The sequence below is a fragment of the Paenibacillus sp. OT2-17 genome, from assembly GCF_009827695.1.
Lineage (GTDB): Bacteria > Bacillota > Bacilli > Paenibacillales > Paenibacillaceae > Paenibacillus > Paenibacillus polymyxa_B.
This window is the reverse complement of record NZ_WUDQ01000006.1, coordinates 23,036-39,215: the sequence shown is the minus strand read 5'-3', so window position 1 is coordinate 39,215 and position 16,180 is coordinate 23,036. Positions and strand designations below refer to the sequence as shown.

Below are 16,180 nucleotides of genomic sequence, written 5' to 3'. Positions count from 1 at the left end.
TAGTCCTTCTCTTATTCCGCATTGGATTTTATGACTGGAGACAAGGCCAGTTGTTTTCTCGTCATTGGACGGACATAGGCATAATTGTTTTTTGGAGCCTTTCCTTTTGCCACACCTGCTTTATATCTTCCAGCTCCAGCCGGGATGGCGACCAAGGTTCCATACGTTCTCATCGCTCGTTCAATCGGGAAAGATACGGAACGCGTTCCGTCGGTAGATCCGGCAAAATGGACCGCGGCCGCATAATTGTTCAACCGATCATTACTGTCATTCAGCCATACGGAACCTGAATCTCCAGGCCCAGTTCGTCCCTGGGTAAAACGAATGACGGTTTGATCACGGAAAATCTTGATTCCCGAATCGCCTCTCACCCGTTGTTCCACACCAATCGCCTCCACGACTCCTCTGGCGAAGCCGTTGGTTTTAGCCATTCTTTTAAACGTCATTCCCAGACGATAGCTTAATAAGTGTCCAGGTACGGTAATGAGGCCACCACTTTGGTTAATCAGATACCTTGGGTTAAGCAGACTGTTTGAATTGGCAATAGCAATGAAAAAGGTGTGGGCTGGAAGCAAACGACTGCTTTTATTGATCAACCTTCCTTGAAGAAGTTTACCATTTCTTTAAATGATTGCTGAGCTGAGTGTACGTTATATCGGGGAGAGTACGGGTCACTGAATCCGTGCTGTCCACTGAATTTATGTACCCGGATATTACGGTTGTCTAAAGTTGAAATGAGCTCATCCACATTAAATGATGGTTCTTCCTGTGGGAAAAAAAGCAATGTTGGACAATGTGGAGCTATTTCTAAATAATTTCGAATACGAGAGCCATAGTATCCTACGATTCCATCAACATACTTTTCTTTACTACACAGCCAGGCAATCGTTGCCCCTATGCTAAAGCCGACGATAAATACCTTTTTATAACGAGCTCGAATACTTAATAATAAACTTTCGATATGATAGAAAGCGCGGTCAAATCCTATATTATCCATAAAATTGGTGTAGGCAGTTTCCTCTTGCGAATAGTCATAAGGTGTTTCCTTGCCTAGTAAATTTGGACAAATGACGTCATAACCCTGATCCGATAATAGGCTGCAAAAATTTTGTATATGCTGGTTAATCCCATAAATCTCATGCAGCACGACGATTAGGATGTCTGACTTTTTATCTATGCTTATCATATTGTCCCCCTAACCAGGCTTGAATATGGGAAAATAATTCATTCGGATGCGCGTATTTATACTTAGCTGCCACTTCCGAGGATAACCGTTTGAACAACTCCAAGGATACGATCAGTGCTTCCCAACTATGATTGGGGTCGTATTCCCCAAAAGATTTTTTCAAATCAGCAACGACATCTTGATCAGCCCATTCATTTATGAATTTCCCTGCATGCCAAGTATCATATTCCGATCCATGTACAGCTTTTGCATGCCACTCTATCATTTGCAGCAATAATTGTTTACAGTCCGTATCTCTTTGCTTAGCTACCCACAGATCATTGCGCAAAATTTGTTTAGCCACATACAGAGAGGCGAAGCAATACATATTAACAACCTGTAGATAAGCATCTTCAGATATCGGAGGAGTACCCGGGATCGTAGTGGTTTGAGGGATGATTTGGTTTCCATTTCCCATCTTATCGAACAGCATCCTAACCCCCCGCTGAAACCCTTCAGGAATACGCCCATTTTTGATTATATGATCCAGATCGGATGTATGACGGAATAGAAAATCAACCTCAGCCCCTTGGTCAAAGAGAACGAGTTTTTCCGGATCTCCTTTTGCCGTTCGAAACATAAAGCTGGTCCAAACCTTGCCAATGTTTAGTAACCATTGATCATTTTGAAGATAGTAATCTGGATTCGTTGAAAAGACGACTACATCCAAGTCAGAAAACTCATCAAAAGGTTTGTCCTCTCTTGCCCGGGACCCAACGATATAAACCGCAATAATTTCTTCATTAGAGATTCCCCATTCGGATATACGCTCCTCAAGCACTTCGTAAGCATTATTCATACGATCTAGCCTCCTTTTTTAGAAAACATTATATCTAATCCAATAATTACGGTATATATTTTTTAGTTAACATTGATATACACCATTCATCAAATCAATTTCCCAATCTTCAGCCTGTGATATAATTCTTTCAATATTACAGTTTGGAAGGATGGTGCAGATGTCGGAGCAGCGAGTATACATCCGGTTCTCTGAGGAGACGGACGCCGCAGAATTGACAGCAATGTACAAGCGCAATCGGGAATTCTTTGAGGAGTTTTCGCCAAACACCCAAGAGAAGTACTATACGGAGGAGCACCAGCTCCAGACGATTATTAAGAGCAAGGCCGACATGATGGAGGACCGGAAATATTCCTTCGTGGTATGTCACAAGGAGAACGACCGGATTATAGGCAGCATAAATTTATCTTTTGTGGTGAGGGGGCCGCTTCAAAGCTGTATGATCGGATACAGCCTAGACCAAGCATATAACGGCAAGGGCTATACGACGGAGGCGGTCAAGCAGGTGGTTCGCTATGCTTTCGATGAGCTAAAGTTTCACCGAATCTTCGGGGAAGCCTCTCCTCGTAATCCAGGATCCATCCGTGTGCTTGAGAAGGCTGGCTTTCACAAAGAAGGCATCTCTCGAAGTAACGTAAAGATCAACGGAAAGTGGGAGGATCACCAGGTACTGGCGATTATAAATCCGTCTGAGGATATCTAGTTTAAAGGGAGGGTATTATGAAGTATCAATCAATCAAACTACATGAAAAGTTATCTAGGTTTAGTGATCACTGGTCTCCGAAAGTTATTGGTGAAATGAATGACTATCAATTTAAATTGGTGAAAATAGTTGGGGATTTTGTATGGCACGATCATCAAGATACCGACGAGGTCTTTATTGTACTTGAAGGCGAGATGTTCATTGATTTTAGAGATGGACGGGTACAGGTTTCTCAGGGAGAAATGTTTATTGTACCTAAGGGGGTCGAACACAAGCCATTCGCACATCAGGAGTGCCATATCATGCTAGTAGAGCCGAGAGGTGTAGTAAATACTGGAGGAGCAGAGTCAGAATTAACGGCAGTCAATGATATTTGGATTTAAAATGCAATAATGACGAGCTTTAATACAGAATAAACATACGTATTTTGTGCTAATTCGAGAAAGGAAAGGTATGGTGGATGATAAGAAACGCAGAATTTAAGAATAGTTATGCAGGATGGCGAGAAGTAGAAATAAAGGATTCCTCCCTAGGCATTACATTTCCCATGACGGTAATGTATCCAGCGGACGAGCCCGAACAAATAGAGCGATTGGGTCCATACCAGTTAGAGTTGGCGAGAGAGGCAGAGCCATCAGAAGGAAGATTCCCTTTGGTTATCATCTCTCACGGTACTGGCAGTACGCCGCTTGTGTATCGGATTTTGGCGCAGCATTTAGCACGCAATGGTTTTATTGTCGGCATTCCAGAGCATCCATTTAACAATCGAAATGACAATAGTTTGGAAGGAACAGCACAGAATCTTACCTATAGACCTAGACACCTTAATATGGTCACCGACTGGTTTTTCGATAGTATGCTGTTCAAGGACAAATTAATACAGAATGCTGTGTCTCTCATCGGACATTCCATGGGCGGTTACACGGCATTAGCGGCGGCGGGTGGCGTGCCGACTTCTTTGCCTCACGAGACCTCGGACGGAAAGCCCCAGCTTATAGAGGTTACACCAAATTACCGAGTAAAATGTCTCGTTTTACTAGCGCCAGCGTCGGTCTGGTTTCGAGCTGAAGGTAGCTTGCGTGCAGTTAATCTACCTATCTTAATGGTGGATGCAGAGAAGGATCAGTACACTCCTTCTTTACACGCTCGTTTAATATTGGATGGCGTGCCAGATCCTAAGAAGGTACAATACAAAACAGTAAAAAACGCCGGGCATTTCTCCTTTCTGAGTCCTTTCCCGGAATCGATGAGGACTCCGGCCTTTCTCCCATCGCAAGACCCTCCCGGCTTTGATCGCGAACATTTCCATCGGATGCTTAATGCTGACATATTGGATTTTCTATGTACTCATACACGTTAGTTGGATGACAACAGCGGCTGCCTAAGAACTTTATTTTTCAAGTCTTGGTCTGCCGCTGTTTGATTTTTGTTCAGTCTAAAGCTTTATTTCCACTGGATATTTTACAGAAGCTGTATTCTTTTTGCAGGGCTCTCTCAGTGCATAATTTCTTTCTTATTTACCTTAACACCTGATAAGGATTGATCAAACATATCGAGAATAAAAAGGAACCTCTCCGCTTCACGAAATACATGATCGGCCAATAAAGGATGGATGATGCTTTTTATTCGGCACTCGTCGATTAAATCACGCGCTGTTTTCTTAAAATCTCGCAAGGACTTCACAGAGACACGGTTCTCATCAACAAATTGACTCAGGAGTGGAACGGTTTGTGACTGTGGCCGCATATGACTTAAATCAATCGCTTGAAACATCAGCGCATCAAAATCATTACTAAACTCCCTAGCTTGTTCAACCAGTTTACGCTCGGATGGATCAAGCAAATGGCCTATAAATTTTGCGTGATCGGCCATGATTTTTAAGAAAAATACATTTTCATCAATAATTGCATCGGGTAATGGTTCGAGCTTTCCTGAATTGAGTTCTCCTAAACGGTTTCTGAAATAATTGGCTTCCCGGCTTATGTGATCCACCAGTAAAGGAAAATTGGTTTGTCCAGGAAGCTTGCATTGTAATATAAGGCCCAATACCATTCTCTTAAATGCCCAAATATTCGTCGCCGCATTCTGAACTTCCGTATTAAACTCTTTGATTGTATAAGGATCTGTCTCGATATTAAATTCATGCGACCTTTTCTCAATTTCCTCAAAAATGGTGTAGAACCGATTGGCTTCTGTTTTAAGTTGAGTATCTTCCGCTCGAAAACCTAACCCCAGAAAAAAGGAATGCTCCTTCATGATCCTGGACCAAAATCGTATTTCATCTAATGAGCGTGAAACGAACGCATCCAACCATATCCCTCCTCTATGTGAGCAAAAAAGCACTTACTTAGTCATATGGAATAAGCCTTGTCATTATGAATATTGATTCTTACGCCTCATACTAATCTAATTCCGAAGTTGAGCTATTGAGACTCGTAACTCTGTTACCTTATTTATGTACGTGAAATATTTCTCTGTACTAGCTATTGACCGTCGGAGTTATTAATCATTCCGGGCGCTCTCCTGATACTAGGTGTATTCGAAATTCAAGCTGGTCTCGCATAAAATTTTATCCGCTATCTTAACTGATTCTGGCTTAACCTCCTCTACTACTCCCCCATAATCCTCAAATGCCAAGCTTAATCGGATGTATCTTCGAAACCTCCAATCTAATGACTAGTGCCTTTATACTTTCGATGACCTACGTTCCCCTGAAACAAATTAAATCTCATAATAATACTCATATTTGAATTTATATCATTTAATGTTTGGACAATTCTCCCAATCCAGTTCTATAATTCACTTGTTATTACATATATTTAGGAGGAAGTCATGAAAAATATTATATTCAAAAAATTAGGAACAATAGTGTTAGCCCTTCTCATTGGAGCTTCGGTGTTCTCATTGTTCCCTACCGTTACAAAAGCTGAGACTACTAATGTAACTTGGAAAAACGGGTCTGTAGTAACTACTCTTGGGAACGTAGGACAAAGCGACAAAGCGACAGTAGGAAAAACAAAAGGAAAATGGTATTGGGAAGTAAAGGTTAGCCACAGTATTTCATTAGTAGGAATAACAGGTGAATCTGGTCCGAAATATCAAGCATACTACGGTTATAGTGGTCAAATTATAAATAATATTACATCAGATGTACGAACAGCTTACGGTCCTACGTTTGGACTTAATGATGTTATCGGTGTTGCACTGGACTTAGATAACGATAAAATTGTTTGGTACAAGAATGGCGTTTTCCTAGGAGCCAACACCGTTAAACCATCTGAACTAGAAGGAACACAGGTCTTCCCGATGGTCATGAATGGAACTGGTGGATTTATGACTTACGAAGCTAATTTTGGAGCGAGCGCTTTTAAATATTCTGTACCAGAAGGTTTTTTACCTTATCAAGATTCGGGTACATCTACAACGCCTGATCCATCTACAACGCCTGATCCATCTACAACACCGGATCCATCTACAAAGCCTGATCCGTCTACAACACCGGATCCGTCTACAAAGCCTGACCCGTCTACAACACCGGATCCATCTACAAAGCCTGACCCGTCTACTACACCAGATCCGTCGGATACAGATGGGACCTCCCAACCAACTGGTGATCGCGCCATTCTGACTGTAACGATGGACAATGGATTTGATAAAGAATTCGATCTGAGTAAAAAAGAACTGAATGCCTTCATCGCTTGGTATGACGCTAAAGATGCTGGTAGAGGTGCCTCTTTCTTTGCCATTGACAAGCACAACAACAACAAAGGTCCATTCAGCAATCGCAAAGACTACGTAATCTTCAACAAAATTCTCACATTTGAAGTAAGCGAATATTCAACTAAATAAACATGATGAAGGACTTCATATCGGCTAATATGCTAATGAAGTCCTTCTTGATATTTACTCTAATCTCAAAATCACGCCTAAATTGCTATACTGGACGACACATGTTTTCTAGACTAAAAGTTTGCAAATCATTTTATTTCAACAAAAAAGCACGGTTTCCAAAAAGTCTGGAAGCTGTGCTTTGCTTATGTATTCAACACTAATATTCGATAATAAAGGTAACAAGATAAGATGAGCAACTACCTCAACCGATGAGGATACTCACAGGAGAATTCGTCATGTTAAAAAAAGTTCTATCCATTGCTCTACTTTCTGTAGCTCTAACAGCTTGTGGAAGCAATTTTAAAGAAACATCGACAAGGTCTGGGTCTTCAAGCACGTCCTTTGCTACTGAACAAACAGTAAGCAATGAAAATACTGCTCAGCAAGCTTCTACAAATGAGGTCACAGATAAACAATATTTATTTGCTGAATTCTTGAAAGATGGAACACCCGTGTTAACAGAAGATCAAGCTTCTATGGAACAAACCTCTTATGACTTCATTGCTAAAAACAGTGACTTATTTCCTTCCACAGATAAAAGCAAAGTCATTAATCTAGTAGACAAATCCGTAACAACAAAACACTTAAATAAAAATTTGAACTTATACTTAAACAGATTTGTAAAAATAAGCGGGGATGTAATAGATATAGAGGAAGATAACATTCCTATAGGGACAACGGCTATCGTTTATATTAGTGATGAAAATGATAATACAGTAATGGCAGTTTATCCGGGAGCAAGTGGAGAAATTTTTGAAGGAGACATTGCTACAGTTATTGGAGTTCCTATCGCTAATTTTTCATATGAAAATGTTTCAGGTGGCTATACGAATACTACACTGTTAGCAGCTTCTTTTCTCGCGAAAGAAAATCAATAAATGTTAATCATGTAAGCCCTTCGGGGCTTTTTCTTTAGCAAAAACAGAATTAAACTGTTTAGACGATACATATTGAAACTGCTAAACTCGCATAAGCTGATGCTATTGTAAAGAAATCCACGCCCGATCCGTCTGATCCAACCGAACCAGAACAACCTAGTGGTGACCGTGCCATCTTGATTGTAACGATGGACAATGGATTGGATAAAGAATTCGATCTGAGTAAAAAAGAACTGAATGCTTTTGTCGCTTGGTAAGATGCTAAAGATGCCGGTAGAGGTGCTTCTTTCTTTGCCATTGATAAGCATAAAATAACAAAGGTCCATTCATTAACCGTAAGGACTACGTAATATCCAACAAAATCCTTACATTTGAAGTAAGCGAGTATTCAACGAAATAAACAACAAGAGAGGTAGACTGTCCACTGTGCAGGACTCAAGATGCCTCGCGGCTTAAGTGGATCAGAAACCCACGCAAGGTTGCTTACAATAAGGTGTACAATCGCAGCATGTTTGATATATTTAAAGTGATTAGGAAATTGTTCAAAAGAAAAAAGCTCTGCCGACCCATAAGGTTAGCAGAGCTTTTTATCTAATCTAATTTCGGGTAGATTATGAAAGAAAGAAGTCGTTGAATTTGATTGATGGGTCATTATCATACAATTCTTTTCACAAAATTAAACCCAACATGATTTAAGGATGATAACCAAGAGGATATAGAGCACCAAAATGGCCGCTGTAGAAGTCCACACACCGCAAACAGCTGCACCTGCACATCCGCTCATAGCTTTAGCCCTCCTTTATTTTGTCGTCATTTTAATATATGTGTAAATATGTTTTATGACCGGGCATTCAGGTAAACATAAAACACCCCATTTACGTATGCCCGCGGAATATTAGGATACTTTCCAATCGCTTGCTGATATCTTTGTTAATATGGGAGATGGGATATACACCGTGAAAAAGCCATGCTTAATAGTTCCTGATTGTAAATCTGATACTTACAGTTTTGATCCAACACCCAATTCGCAAATCCTACAGCTTTAGTGTAGCAATGATAATCATAGGGATTAATTTTAAACTCAAGAATATCCAGCATAATCTGATTCTCTTCATCTGATAATTCCAAACCCAACTGGCTAAACTGTCTTTGTCGAATTCTCCGAGCAGTGGCGTCTTGTATTGCTTTGTGTTGATTGGACACTTGTCCTTTATGTTGACGATAATACAATAAGTTTATGGGGAGGTTCGCTATTTGTACCTGTGAAGCTAATCGGTTCCACATTTCGTAGTCTTCGGCATGAGGATAATTACTATCATATTGAATGTTTAGCCGATGTATCATGCTATTGCGTATTATTGTGACAGGATGGCAGATACAGCAATGAAATAACAACCATGTTTTAATTTCTTCATGACTGGCCGGATTCACCTTAAGTACTCCTCCACTAGAAGTAGTAAAAGCAGCACCGCATACATCAATTAAGGGATTTTGATCCATAAATGATATTTGCACATCCAATCGATCAGGCGTAGAAATATCATCGCTATCCATACGAACGATATATTCACCAGTTGCCCTATTGAATCCCTCGTTTAAAGTAGCGACCAAACCTTGATTGGTACTATGAAAGATTTTAACCACTCTAGGATCTGTTATCTGTGAAATAAGAAAAGCAGATCCATCTGTTGAGCCATCATCAATAATAATTAATTCAAAATCGGAGTAGGTTTGAACTAAAATACTGTGGATTGCTTCCCACACAAAAGCCACAGTATTATAAACTGGCAGTATAACTGAAGCTCGTGGCACAAGAACTTCCCTCCATTCTACATTTTAAATTAAGAAAATATTATTTTACATAAAAGCAACTTCCCTATTTTTCTCGAAAACTAGTTCTTCATATATTCATGTTCTAAGTATATGTATTGGAATACGTTTCGAGGCGGCTTCTTGGTAAAAAAGGTCCTAACTAAAAAGAACTTGTAGAACTGACAATATAATTTCCCCTTTTAAAAAGATTATTGAAATAAAATAGGATTATTGTAAATTTTTCATTCATTAACCACCTTACCTCCGGCCTACGCATTACGAGTGCTTCGTAATAGAATCAATAGAACTGAGCTTGTGGGAGAACGTATTTCGGTTCGACATACCGACTGCATTCATAGTTGTATTAACGATTCATTAAACCGATAAAAAAGCTTTCTATACCACCCTTTGGGGTGATTATAGAAAGCTAATCTGCTTTGCAGCTATAGTGCTCACTTAAAATTTTCCAGGGAACTTTTTGACAATGCCTTCTGTCAGGATGTCCGCTAAATGAATCATATGGATCTCGTTTTTGTCGGTTGATGCAATACCCGCTTTCCAATCTCCTTTGATATAGTTAAGGACTAATTCCGTAATCAACTGAAGGTGCGTATACAACATATCTTGTAGTGTTTTAAACTGCCAGTTCGGATTCGCTGCACTTAAAAATTTGGCGATATCATCGGCGTTTGTACGCCAATCCGCCTCTAGCTTTTTCACATCCGCCTGATTACCCGCTTTAGCAGCCGCTACAATTTTCCCTGCGATTAGAATATGCTCCCTCAGAAGATCAGCCAGCTTATTACCAGCGGCTTCCCCATAATAAGGCTTGATCACATTGCCTATATCTTGCTGGTTCCGTAAAAGCCGGTCCAATACGTCCTTCTGATCTTGAAGATTAGATATGGCGCTGACAATATAGTTCCTCGTCCATATCGTATGGTCGATCCATACCTTCTGCATATCGCCTTTCAGTTGCACCATTTTGGAACTTAGGCAAGTAGAATCCTTCTCCTCCCCTACCTTCGCTTGCGCGACTACTAACGGAGTCATGCTAAAAACGAGCGCCAAGGTTAACGACAATGCCAACAGCCATTTGTTTTTCAATTTCATCTACCCCTCTGTACTTTTGGAATAAAACAGGCTGGCTTATTATGGTTGAAATATCCGTTTTTATACAGAGGATTATTGATTATTTACAGCTTTCCACCATTGTGCGAAGCCATGCACGATCATATTCCAAAGCCGTTAGACGTTTTGTTAGAAGGAAACAAAAAACGAGACAAATGCCTCAATGGTCTCCAAAATACCTCTCGTCGTCTCTCATCAGAATGATGATCTTTTGATCTTGGTTCCTTCTTAAGAATAGCAACCTCTAATTTACGCCAAAAATTCCCAGTATATGCGAAACCATGTACATCGAAATAAATTGAAAATACTATTTGTGAAAATAACTTATTCGAGCGAGGAATGGCGTACACTTCTTCATGGCAAGCTAAACTGAAAAACCTAGAACGGAGAGTAAACTCGATGAAAAACATTCGATTGATGTCTTCTGTGATCGCAACTTCTTTGCTGTGCATCAGCTTCTTCCCTGCTCCATATACAACTGCACAATCCACCTCATCTCCTGCACATACAAAAGGAAGAACCTATTACGAAGAACGAGGTGATATTGTATGGGAAGTTCCTACACATCGCAAGCTTATTGCCCTCACCTTCGACGACGGACCGGACGAAAGCAAAACAGTTGCCATTCTAGATTTGCTCAAGCAATATGATGCCAAAGCGACCTTCTTTGTTGTCGGCAGCCGTGTAGAAAAACTCCCTGAAATTGTGAAACGGGAACGAAAAGAAGGACATGATGTCGGCAACCATACCTTCCATCATCCATCTTTCCATCGTATTTCCCCCAACAAAGCCCTGTCTGAAATTGATCAGGGCCAAGCCAGCATCATTAATGCAACGGGTACAGAAACCCACTTTTTCCGTCCACCTGGTGGTTCCTACACCGACTCGCTCGTCAAACTTTCTAAAGAAAAAGGGCTAAAAATGATTTTATGGTCCTGGCATCAGGATACCTTGGATTGGCGAAAACCAGGTGTGCACCGCATCGTCAACAAAGTACTTCGTAATGCTCGTAACGGCGATATTGTCCTTATGCACGATTATGTATATAAAAGTACGCAAACCGTTGAGGCTTTAAAAATCATTTTGCCTGAGCTGAAAAAAAGAGGATTTACCTTCGTTACCGTATCCGAACTGCTTGACAATCGTGCCACACCCGAAGGACTGATTGAGGTCAATAAATGAAAGGGGAGGAATAACCAAACCAATTCTTCCCTATGAAATTAATGGCTACATAAAACGTTCTATGTACGGAGAATATATCTACGAATTACCAACTATCTAAAGGAGGCAATAACATGAAAAAAGCGATATTAGCTGTAGCATCCCTGGCTGTATTTCTGTCAGCAGGATCGATGGTATCTGCATCTGCACCCGCAACGGAAAAGCATGAACACAAAATGCACCAGCATAAGGTTAAAGCTCATGCGAAACACGAACACAAGCTGCATGCGAAGAGCAAACATGAGAAAGCTCACAAGCTCCATGCACGTGAAGCTGCACCAGCCAAAATCATTGGAGAAAAGAGCATTCATGCGAAGAGTTTAAAAGCAAAAGCTACTAAACTACCGAAAACTGGATTTGGTGGCGCAAGCGAGCAAATGAATTAAAGGAGGCTAAAAGGGAGAGAGGGCGTTTATATCCCCTCTTTCCTTCTTCATATGACAAATAAGTGGTTCAGTCGCGTCACAATACTATTGATTCTGCTGATTACTGCAAGCTGTTCATCTTCAGCTGAACATCGTGGTAACTCTACTCGTGCCTCGCATAAGTCTGAAATTCAACAAACTCAAAAGGCAAAGCCCATACAGGTTATAAATAAACCTTTTTTAGGGATCATTCCACATAAAATCGATATTCCTGCGGTTCGTATTCATTCGATTATAGAACCGGTAACCTACTTAGAAAATGGTCAAATGGGCGTTCCAGGTAACACGGATCGAGTAGGTTATTTATCTACCGCTGTATTGCCAGGGGCAGTAGGTAATGCAATTATGGACGGGCATGTCGATACATATACGGGTCCGGCAGTTTTTTATCCCCTTAAAAAATTGAAAAGAGGGGATCACGTGTATGTAACTGGCGATAATGGTTGCAAGCTTCAATTTGTAGTGGAGTCCGTAAAATTTTACCTAACACCCGAAGCACCGATTCAAATGATTTTTGGTCCTACAGAAGAGCGCCGTTTAAACTTAATTACCTGTGCCGGGCGCTACAGTCGAAGCAAGAAGGAACATGAAGGGCGACTGGTTATCTTCACCAAATTAGCACACATGAATTCAGCCTGTGAAAAACTTAAGGTTCAGAACAAGGACAATTTCAAAAACAATTAACCATTTCAAGGAGAATGAATAAATGTGCCTAGGATAGAAAAATTGAAACTGCTGTGCATGATTTTAATATTAATCCCTGTATACAGCCTTTTTTTATTTCGTGCACAAGCCGAGCCAGCTGAACAAGATAATGTTATCCCATTTCTTCAAGAATTGTTTGATGATCGTACTCGGTTATTGATGGATCAGGACAAAAAGCACATCGAGAACCACTACTTGATAACAGATAAACGAAGCAACTATGCGTACCATCGTGAAATGAACAGAGCCGAATATATTCATGAATGGGCTAGGCATCGTAAAATGAAATTTGTGAATGCGGAAAGCACAATTCGGGTAGCCCGTATAGAAGTATTAGGTGATACGGCCAAAATTTCGCTTGTTCAGTCCTTGAAATTGAGTTATGAGTATATTCACAGCTATCCCGGTCGGCATGATTTTGGAATTGGAACACGTCATGGTATTACACTAAGAAAAAAGGATAAACGTTGGTACGTGGAACGAGAATGGTATTCAGATCCTCTGGAAGAGAATTCAAAAAAGATTCAAAAATCCGACTTATTTTTTTCTCCCCATAAGGATCCGGCAACAACAGAGAGAGCTATTCATAAATATAACAGAGCCCGCGCCATTGACTATGCGAATAAATATGCAGGGACGACATGGGGGGCAGGGAATGGTCAACGATATAATCAAAAATACTTGGATTATAACTCCAAGGGAGGCGACTGTACCAACTTCTCCTCACAAGTCATCGGGGATGCGGAAGAAGGCGGAGGGCTGCCTATGAAATCAGGCTGGCATTACTTGTATGGCAATGGTGGAAGCCAGGCCTGGGTTCAGACAGACGCATTTAGAAATTTTCTTATACGCTCCGGCTATGGAAGAATTATTGGACAAGGCAGCTTCTCAGATATTGTTCAATCCGTCAATGAACGGCAGCTGCATCTTGACAAACCCCAGTTACTTCCAGGTGATTTAATTGCTTACGTCTTAAAAGGCGATGTAGACCACTTCTCAGTTGTAGTCGGATTTGATCAGAGTGGCTATCCTTTAGTCAATTCCCATACCGCTGACCGTTTCAGAGTTCCCTTTGACTTGGGGTGGGATAAACATACCAAATATTTGTTAATTCATATACAGGACTAAGTCTCGTGATCCTTAAGACTTATTCATATCCCGGAGGTTTCTGTCATAGGAATAATATGGACAGCTTCTAATGGGGTGAAAAATCTGAAACTACCTCTTATATTAAAACAAACCATGGTGAGAGCAAATGCAATGATTGTTGTGAAGGCCATTGGTTTAGTTGGAAAAATATTTATGACGCGACTTGTTGGAGCTGAAGGAATGGGTCTCTATCAGCTAGCCTACTCCTTCTACAGCTTAATATTGATGATAATTTCAGGTGGATTGCCCACAGCTTTGGGGATGTTTACAGCCAAAAATTCAGTAAAAGGCTGGCGACTGTTCAAAATTTTTTCGATATTCTTGATGCTCATAGGTTTGACATGCAGTGTCTTAACCTTTTGGCAATCCAAGTCGATCGCTTTTTTGCTTGGCTATCCACAGCTTGATGTTGTGATTCGATACCTCTCTCCTGCCCTATTTACCGTTCCCTTACTGAGTCTGCTGCGCGGATATTTGCAAGGGCTCGAAAGATACACCACGATTGCCCTTTCGGAAATAATAGAACAAACTGTTAGGATTGGTACTTTAATATGGCTAGTGCCCCTTTTTATTAGATCCGGCATTGAGTATGCCGTAGGTGGAGCGGTACTGGGAACCTCTACAGGCGCGTTGTTAGCCTTTGCTATGCTTGCTGCTTATTTTTTCACGTCCAATCGTCACTCTACAGATTTGCCTTCCCCATCAACTCGAACAGATTTACCTTTAGTAGTACAAGCTTCCTTTGCTATTGCGCTAACACGATTGCTCATCCCGGCTTCCGACTTTATGGATGCGATCATCATCCCTCAACGATTACAAATTGCCGGGGTTTCGCTCAAAGAAGCAGCGGAGATGTTCGGTATTGTTACCGGCATCGCTCTAGTCGTTGCTTATATGCCTACTTTGATTACAGGCTCGTTAACCCATACGCTCACAATGAAAATAACCGCCGATTGGAAAAATAATGATTTTAATTCATTTTATAAAAAAAGTAATACGGCCCTTCAGGTAGCTTGGATTTGGGGATTAGTCTCAGGATTTTTCATTTTTAAATATGCACCTGAAATCTCTCTATTTGTTTTTCGTATACATGATGCCGAGGTTCCTATTAAATCCTTGGCAATGTTACCACTGCTCGTCGGATTGCGCGAAATCACAACAAGTATTCTATGGGCGCAAAATCGGAAGAAAACTCCCTTTATTGGTCTTGTCACAGGAGTCCTTGTTAACTTCATAATTCTTTATTCCTTAGTTGCCATTCCTGGATTGGGATATGTCGGTATGTCACTGGGAATCATCATGCTGGAGCTAATCGCAACTGCCTGGAATTTAAAATCTTTACGATTTTTCCAATTCACCATATCCCGAACAGTTATTTTGTCAATTCTGGATATTCTGATTCTTGAAGCTATTCTTATTGTTTGCACATTGTGTTCCAAAGTCTTATCTCTTCTTAGCTGGTCAGAAGCAATCCTTATTGGTTTAGAAATAGTTCATTACTGTTTTTGGTGTGTCCTGTATTTGAAAGTACGATTAAAAAGATTCATTAACGAATAAAGAAAAGCTGTTGAGTAGTTTATGGGGACTAACCCCAATATAGACAAATAGGGCTCAGTTCTATGTTCCCGGATTAAAATGCAATTCCAGTAACAAGTACTAATCGTGATGTCGCATACCAAGCCGCAGTGTGACCGGCCCATCACCAAGATCAAAATGGAATAATATCGGTTCTTTACTAACTCAACTGTCAGTAAATCCTTCTGAAGTAGACTTAGTTTTAGATTATAAATATGTAAAGCCAGATGAACGAGTAAGGACTATGTTATTTATTTGCGGTACTTCATTTCCAACTGACCTTTCAATAGATTCAAACTAAAATGGTAGAAGATTGTCCAAAATCACAAAAAAGCGCGTCCTCCAAAAGTTTGGAAGCCGCGCTGTGCTTGAGTTTTTAGCTATGCTGGTGAAGGGAATTGAACCCCCGCCCTACGCATTACGAGTGCGTTCCGGTACAGTTCAGGATAGATTAATGAATATCTAGAGGATGCCGTGATAAGTGGCATCCTTTTGTTCGCTAAAGGACAGTTAGGCCATAGCTAGTGCTACAATCGGCATGAGAGAAATTTCTCAAATAAATAAAAGCATCTTTTGGAAGTATTTTCCAATAGATAGATTAACTCAATTACTAAAGCTTGAACCAACAGAATCCATAGAGTGGTGACAAAGATGGCAGTCGATCTT

The 16,180-nt window shown here is 40.6% G+C and carries 17 protein-coding genes, 1 tRNA gene and 1 pseudogene; 11 read left to right on the top strand and 8 right to left on the bottom strand.

Annotated elements, in window-relative coordinates; genetic code table 11:
* Nucleotides 1-11 precede the first annotated feature (11 nt).
* Genes GRP75_RS03450 through GRP75_RS03440 form a run of 3 tightly spaced genes read right to left on the bottom strand, consistent with a single transcriptional unit; the run spans nt 12 to nt 2,024 of the window.
* Nucleotides 12-596, bottom strand: coding sequence for a hypothetical protein (locus GRP75_RS03450; protein ID WP_237448908.1), 585 nt, complete (start codon nt 594-596; stop codon nt 12-14).
* Nucleotides 593-1,186 (bottom strand): dienelactone hydrolase family protein, encoded by a 594-nt coding sequence (locus GRP75_RS03445; protein ID WP_160788608.1) that lies wholly within the window; start codon nt 1,184-1,186, stop codon nt 593-595. The genes GRP75_RS03450 and GRP75_RS03445 overlap by 4 nt, the downstream gene beginning before the upstream one ends.
* The gene (locus GRP75_RS03440; RefSeq protein WP_160788607.1) at nt 1,170-2,024 is read right to left on the bottom strand and encodes an aminoglycoside 6-adenylyltransferase; all 855 of its coding nucleotides are present in this window, start codon (nt 2,022-2,024) and stop codon (nt 1,170-1,172) included. The genes GRP75_RS03445 and GRP75_RS03440 overlap by 17 nt, the downstream gene beginning before the upstream one ends.
* Before the next feature lie 160 nt (nt 2,025-2,184).
* Between GRP75_RS03440 and GRP75_RS03435 the strand changes: the two genes are divergently transcribed.
* The 3 genes from GRP75_RS03435 (at nt 2,185) to GRP75_RS03425 (ending at nt 4,087) form a co-directional block, all read left to right on the top strand.
* Nucleotides 2,185-2,727 carry a GNAT family N-acetyltransferase gene (locus tag GRP75_RS03435; RefSeq protein ID WP_023986768.1) on the top strand — a complete coding sequence of 181 codons (543 nt, stop codon included), beginning with the start codon at nt 2,185-2,187 and terminating at the stop codon, nt 2,725-2,727.
* A gap of 17 nt (nt 2,728-2,744) precedes the next feature.
* Complete coding sequence (locus tag GRP75_RS03430) at nt 2,745-3,110, top strand: cupin domain-containing protein (protein WP_160788606.1); 366 nt, start codon at nt 2,745-2,747, stop codon at nt 3,108-3,110.
* 77 nt (nt 3,111-3,187) lie between these two features.
* On the top strand, nt 3,188-4,087 hold the full coding sequence (locus GRP75_RS03425; RefSeq protein ID WP_237448907.1) for an alpha/beta hydrolase family protein: 900 nt from the start codon (nt 3,188-3,190) through the stop codon (nt 4,085-4,087).
* A 134-nt stretch (nt 4,088-4,221) separates the two neighbouring features.
* On the opposite strand, the gene GRP75_RS03420 is transcribed toward GRP75_RS03425, so the two are convergent.
* Nucleotides 4,222-5,037, bottom strand: a complete 816-nt coding sequence (locus GRP75_RS03420) for a DUF2935 domain-containing protein (RefSeq protein ID WP_160788605.1) — start codon at nt 5,035-5,037, stop codon at nt 4,222-4,224.
* A 522-nt stretch (nt 5,038-5,559) separates the two neighbouring features.
* On the opposite strand from GRP75_RS03420, the gene GRP75_RS03415 reads away from it, so the two are divergent.
* The 3 genes and pseudogenes from GRP75_RS03415 to GRP75_RS29470 all read left to right on the top strand — a co-directional run.
* A complete protein-coding gene (locus GRP75_RS03415; protein WP_160788604.1) occupies nt 5,560-6,576 on the top strand; it encodes an SPRY domain-containing protein in 1,017 nt (338 codons plus the stop codon).
* A gap of 278 nt (nt 6,577-6,854) precedes the next feature.
* Nucleotides 6,855-7,496 carry a hypothetical protein gene (locus GRP75_RS03410; protein ID WP_160788603.1) on the top strand — a complete coding sequence of 214 codons (642 nt, stop codon included), beginning with the start codon at nt 6,855-6,857 and terminating at the stop codon, nt 7,494-7,496.
* A gap of 122 nt (nt 7,497-7,618) precedes the next feature.
* Nucleotides 7,619-7,896, top strand: a pseudogene (locus GRP75_RS29470) (ran-binding protein 10); the annotation flags it as partial.
* 276 nt (nt 7,897-8,172) lie between these two features.
* Here GRP75_RS29470 and GRP75_RS29465 read toward each other — a convergent pair.
* The 3 genes from GRP75_RS29465 to GRP75_RS03395 all read right to left on the bottom strand — a co-directional run bounded on the left by GRP75_RS29465 (nt 8,173) and on the right by GRP75_RS03395 (nt 10,415).
* Nucleotides 8,173-8,280 carry a hypothetical protein gene (locus tag GRP75_RS29465; RefSeq protein ID WP_023986758.1) on the bottom strand — a complete coding sequence of 36 codons (108 nt, stop codon included), beginning with the start codon at nt 8,278-8,280 and terminating at the stop codon, nt 8,173-8,175.
* 146 nt (nt 8,281-8,426) lie between these two features.
* Nucleotides 8,427-9,308, bottom strand: a complete 882-nt coding sequence (locus tag GRP75_RS03400) for a glycosyltransferase family 2 protein (protein WP_053324514.1) — start codon at nt 9,306-9,308, stop codon at nt 8,427-8,429.
* 456 nt (nt 9,309-9,764) lie between these two features.
* Nucleotides 9,765-10,415, bottom strand: a complete 651-nt coding sequence (locus GRP75_RS03395) for a glycosyltransferase (RefSeq protein ID WP_202403962.1) — start codon at nt 10,413-10,415, stop codon at nt 9,765-9,767.
* Between the two features lie 423 nt (nt 10,416-10,838).
* Between GRP75_RS03395 and GRP75_RS03390 the strand changes: the two genes are divergently transcribed.
* The 5 genes from GRP75_RS03390 (at nt 10,839) to GRP75_RS03370 (ending at nt 15,496) form a co-directional block, all read left to right on the top strand.
* Nucleotides 10,839-11,621: a polysaccharide deacetylase family protein gene (locus GRP75_RS03390; RefSeq protein WP_160788601.1), complete on the top strand. Its 783-nt coding sequence runs from the start codon at nt 10,839-10,841 to the stop codon at nt 11,619-11,621.
* A 113-nt stretch (nt 11,622-11,734) separates the two neighbouring features.
* On the top strand, nt 11,735-12,046 hold the full coding sequence (locus GRP75_RS03385; RefSeq protein WP_160788600.1) for a hypothetical protein: 312 nt from the start codon (nt 11,735-11,737) through the stop codon (nt 12,044-12,046).
* Nucleotides 12,047-12,133: 87 nt separating this feature from the next.
* Nucleotides 12,134-12,769 carry a class F sortase gene (locus tag GRP75_RS03380; protein WP_237448906.1) on the top strand — a complete coding sequence of 212 codons (636 nt, stop codon included), beginning with the start codon at nt 12,134-12,136 and terminating at the stop codon, nt 12,767-12,769.
* A gap of 24 nt (nt 12,770-12,793) precedes the next feature.
* Entirely contained in the window at nt 12,794-13,918 is a 1,125-nt protein-coding gene (locus tag GRP75_RS03375) for an amidase domain-containing protein (protein WP_160788599.1), read from the top strand.
* A 114-nt stretch (nt 13,919-14,032) separates the two neighbouring features.
* Complete coding sequence (locus GRP75_RS03370) at nt 14,033-15,496, top strand: oligosaccharide flippase family protein (protein ID WP_160788625.1); 1,464 nt, start codon at nt 14,033-14,035, stop codon at nt 15,494-15,496.
* Between the two features lie 404 nt (nt 15,497-15,900).
* Here the strand turns inward: GRP75_RS03370 and GRP75_RS03365 are convergent.
* Nucleotides 15,901-15,961, bottom strand: a tRNA-Thr gene (locus GRP75_RS03365).
* Between the last annotated feature and the right edge of the window lie 219 nt (nt 15,962-16,180).

Excerpts from the sequence above, each read along its gene's own strand:
- GRP75_RS03445 (WP_160788608.1), bottom strand. The coding sequence starts at position 1,186 with ATGATAAGCATAGATAAAAAGTCAGACATCCTAATCGTCGTGCTGCAT.
- GRP75_RS03440 (WP_160788607.1), bottom strand. The coding sequence starts at position 2,024 with ATGAATAATGCTTACGAAGTGCTTGAGGAGCGTATATCCGAATGGGGA.
- GRP75_RS03435 (WP_023986768.1), top strand. The coding sequence starts at position 2,185 with ATGTCGGAGCAGCGAGTATACATCCGGTTCTCTGAGGAGACGGACGCC.
- GRP75_RS03430 (WP_160788606.1), top strand. The coding sequence starts at position 2,745 with ATGAAGTATCAATCAATCAAACTACATGAAAAGTTATCTAGGTTTAGT.
- GRP75_RS03425 (WP_237448907.1), top strand. The coding sequence starts at position 3,188 with ATGATAAGAAACGCAGAATTTAAGAATAGTTATGCAGGATGGCGAGAA.
- GRP75_RS03415 (WP_160788604.1), top strand. The coding sequence starts at position 5,560 with ATGAAAAATATTATATTCAAAAAATTAGGAACAATAGTGTTAGCCCTT.
- GRP75_RS03410 (WP_160788603.1), top strand. The coding sequence starts at position 6,855 with ATGTTAAAAAAAGTTCTATCCATTGCTCTACTTTCTGTAGCTCTAACA.
- GRP75_RS29465 (WP_023986758.1), bottom strand. The coding sequence starts at position 8,280 with ATGAGCGGATGTGCAGGTGCAGCTGTTTGCGGTGTGTGGACTTCTACA.
- GRP75_RS03390 (WP_160788601.1), top strand. The coding sequence starts at position 10,839 with ATGAAAAACATTCGATTGATGTCTTCTGTGATCGCAACTTCTTTGCTG.
- GRP75_RS03385 (WP_160788600.1), top strand. The coding sequence starts at position 11,735 with ATGAAAAAAGCGATATTAGCTGTAGCATCCCTGGCTGTATTTCTGTCA.
- GRP75_RS03370 (WP_160788625.1), top strand. The coding sequence starts at position 14,033 with ATGGTGAGAGCAAATGCAATGATTGTTGTGAAGGCCATTGGTTTAGTT.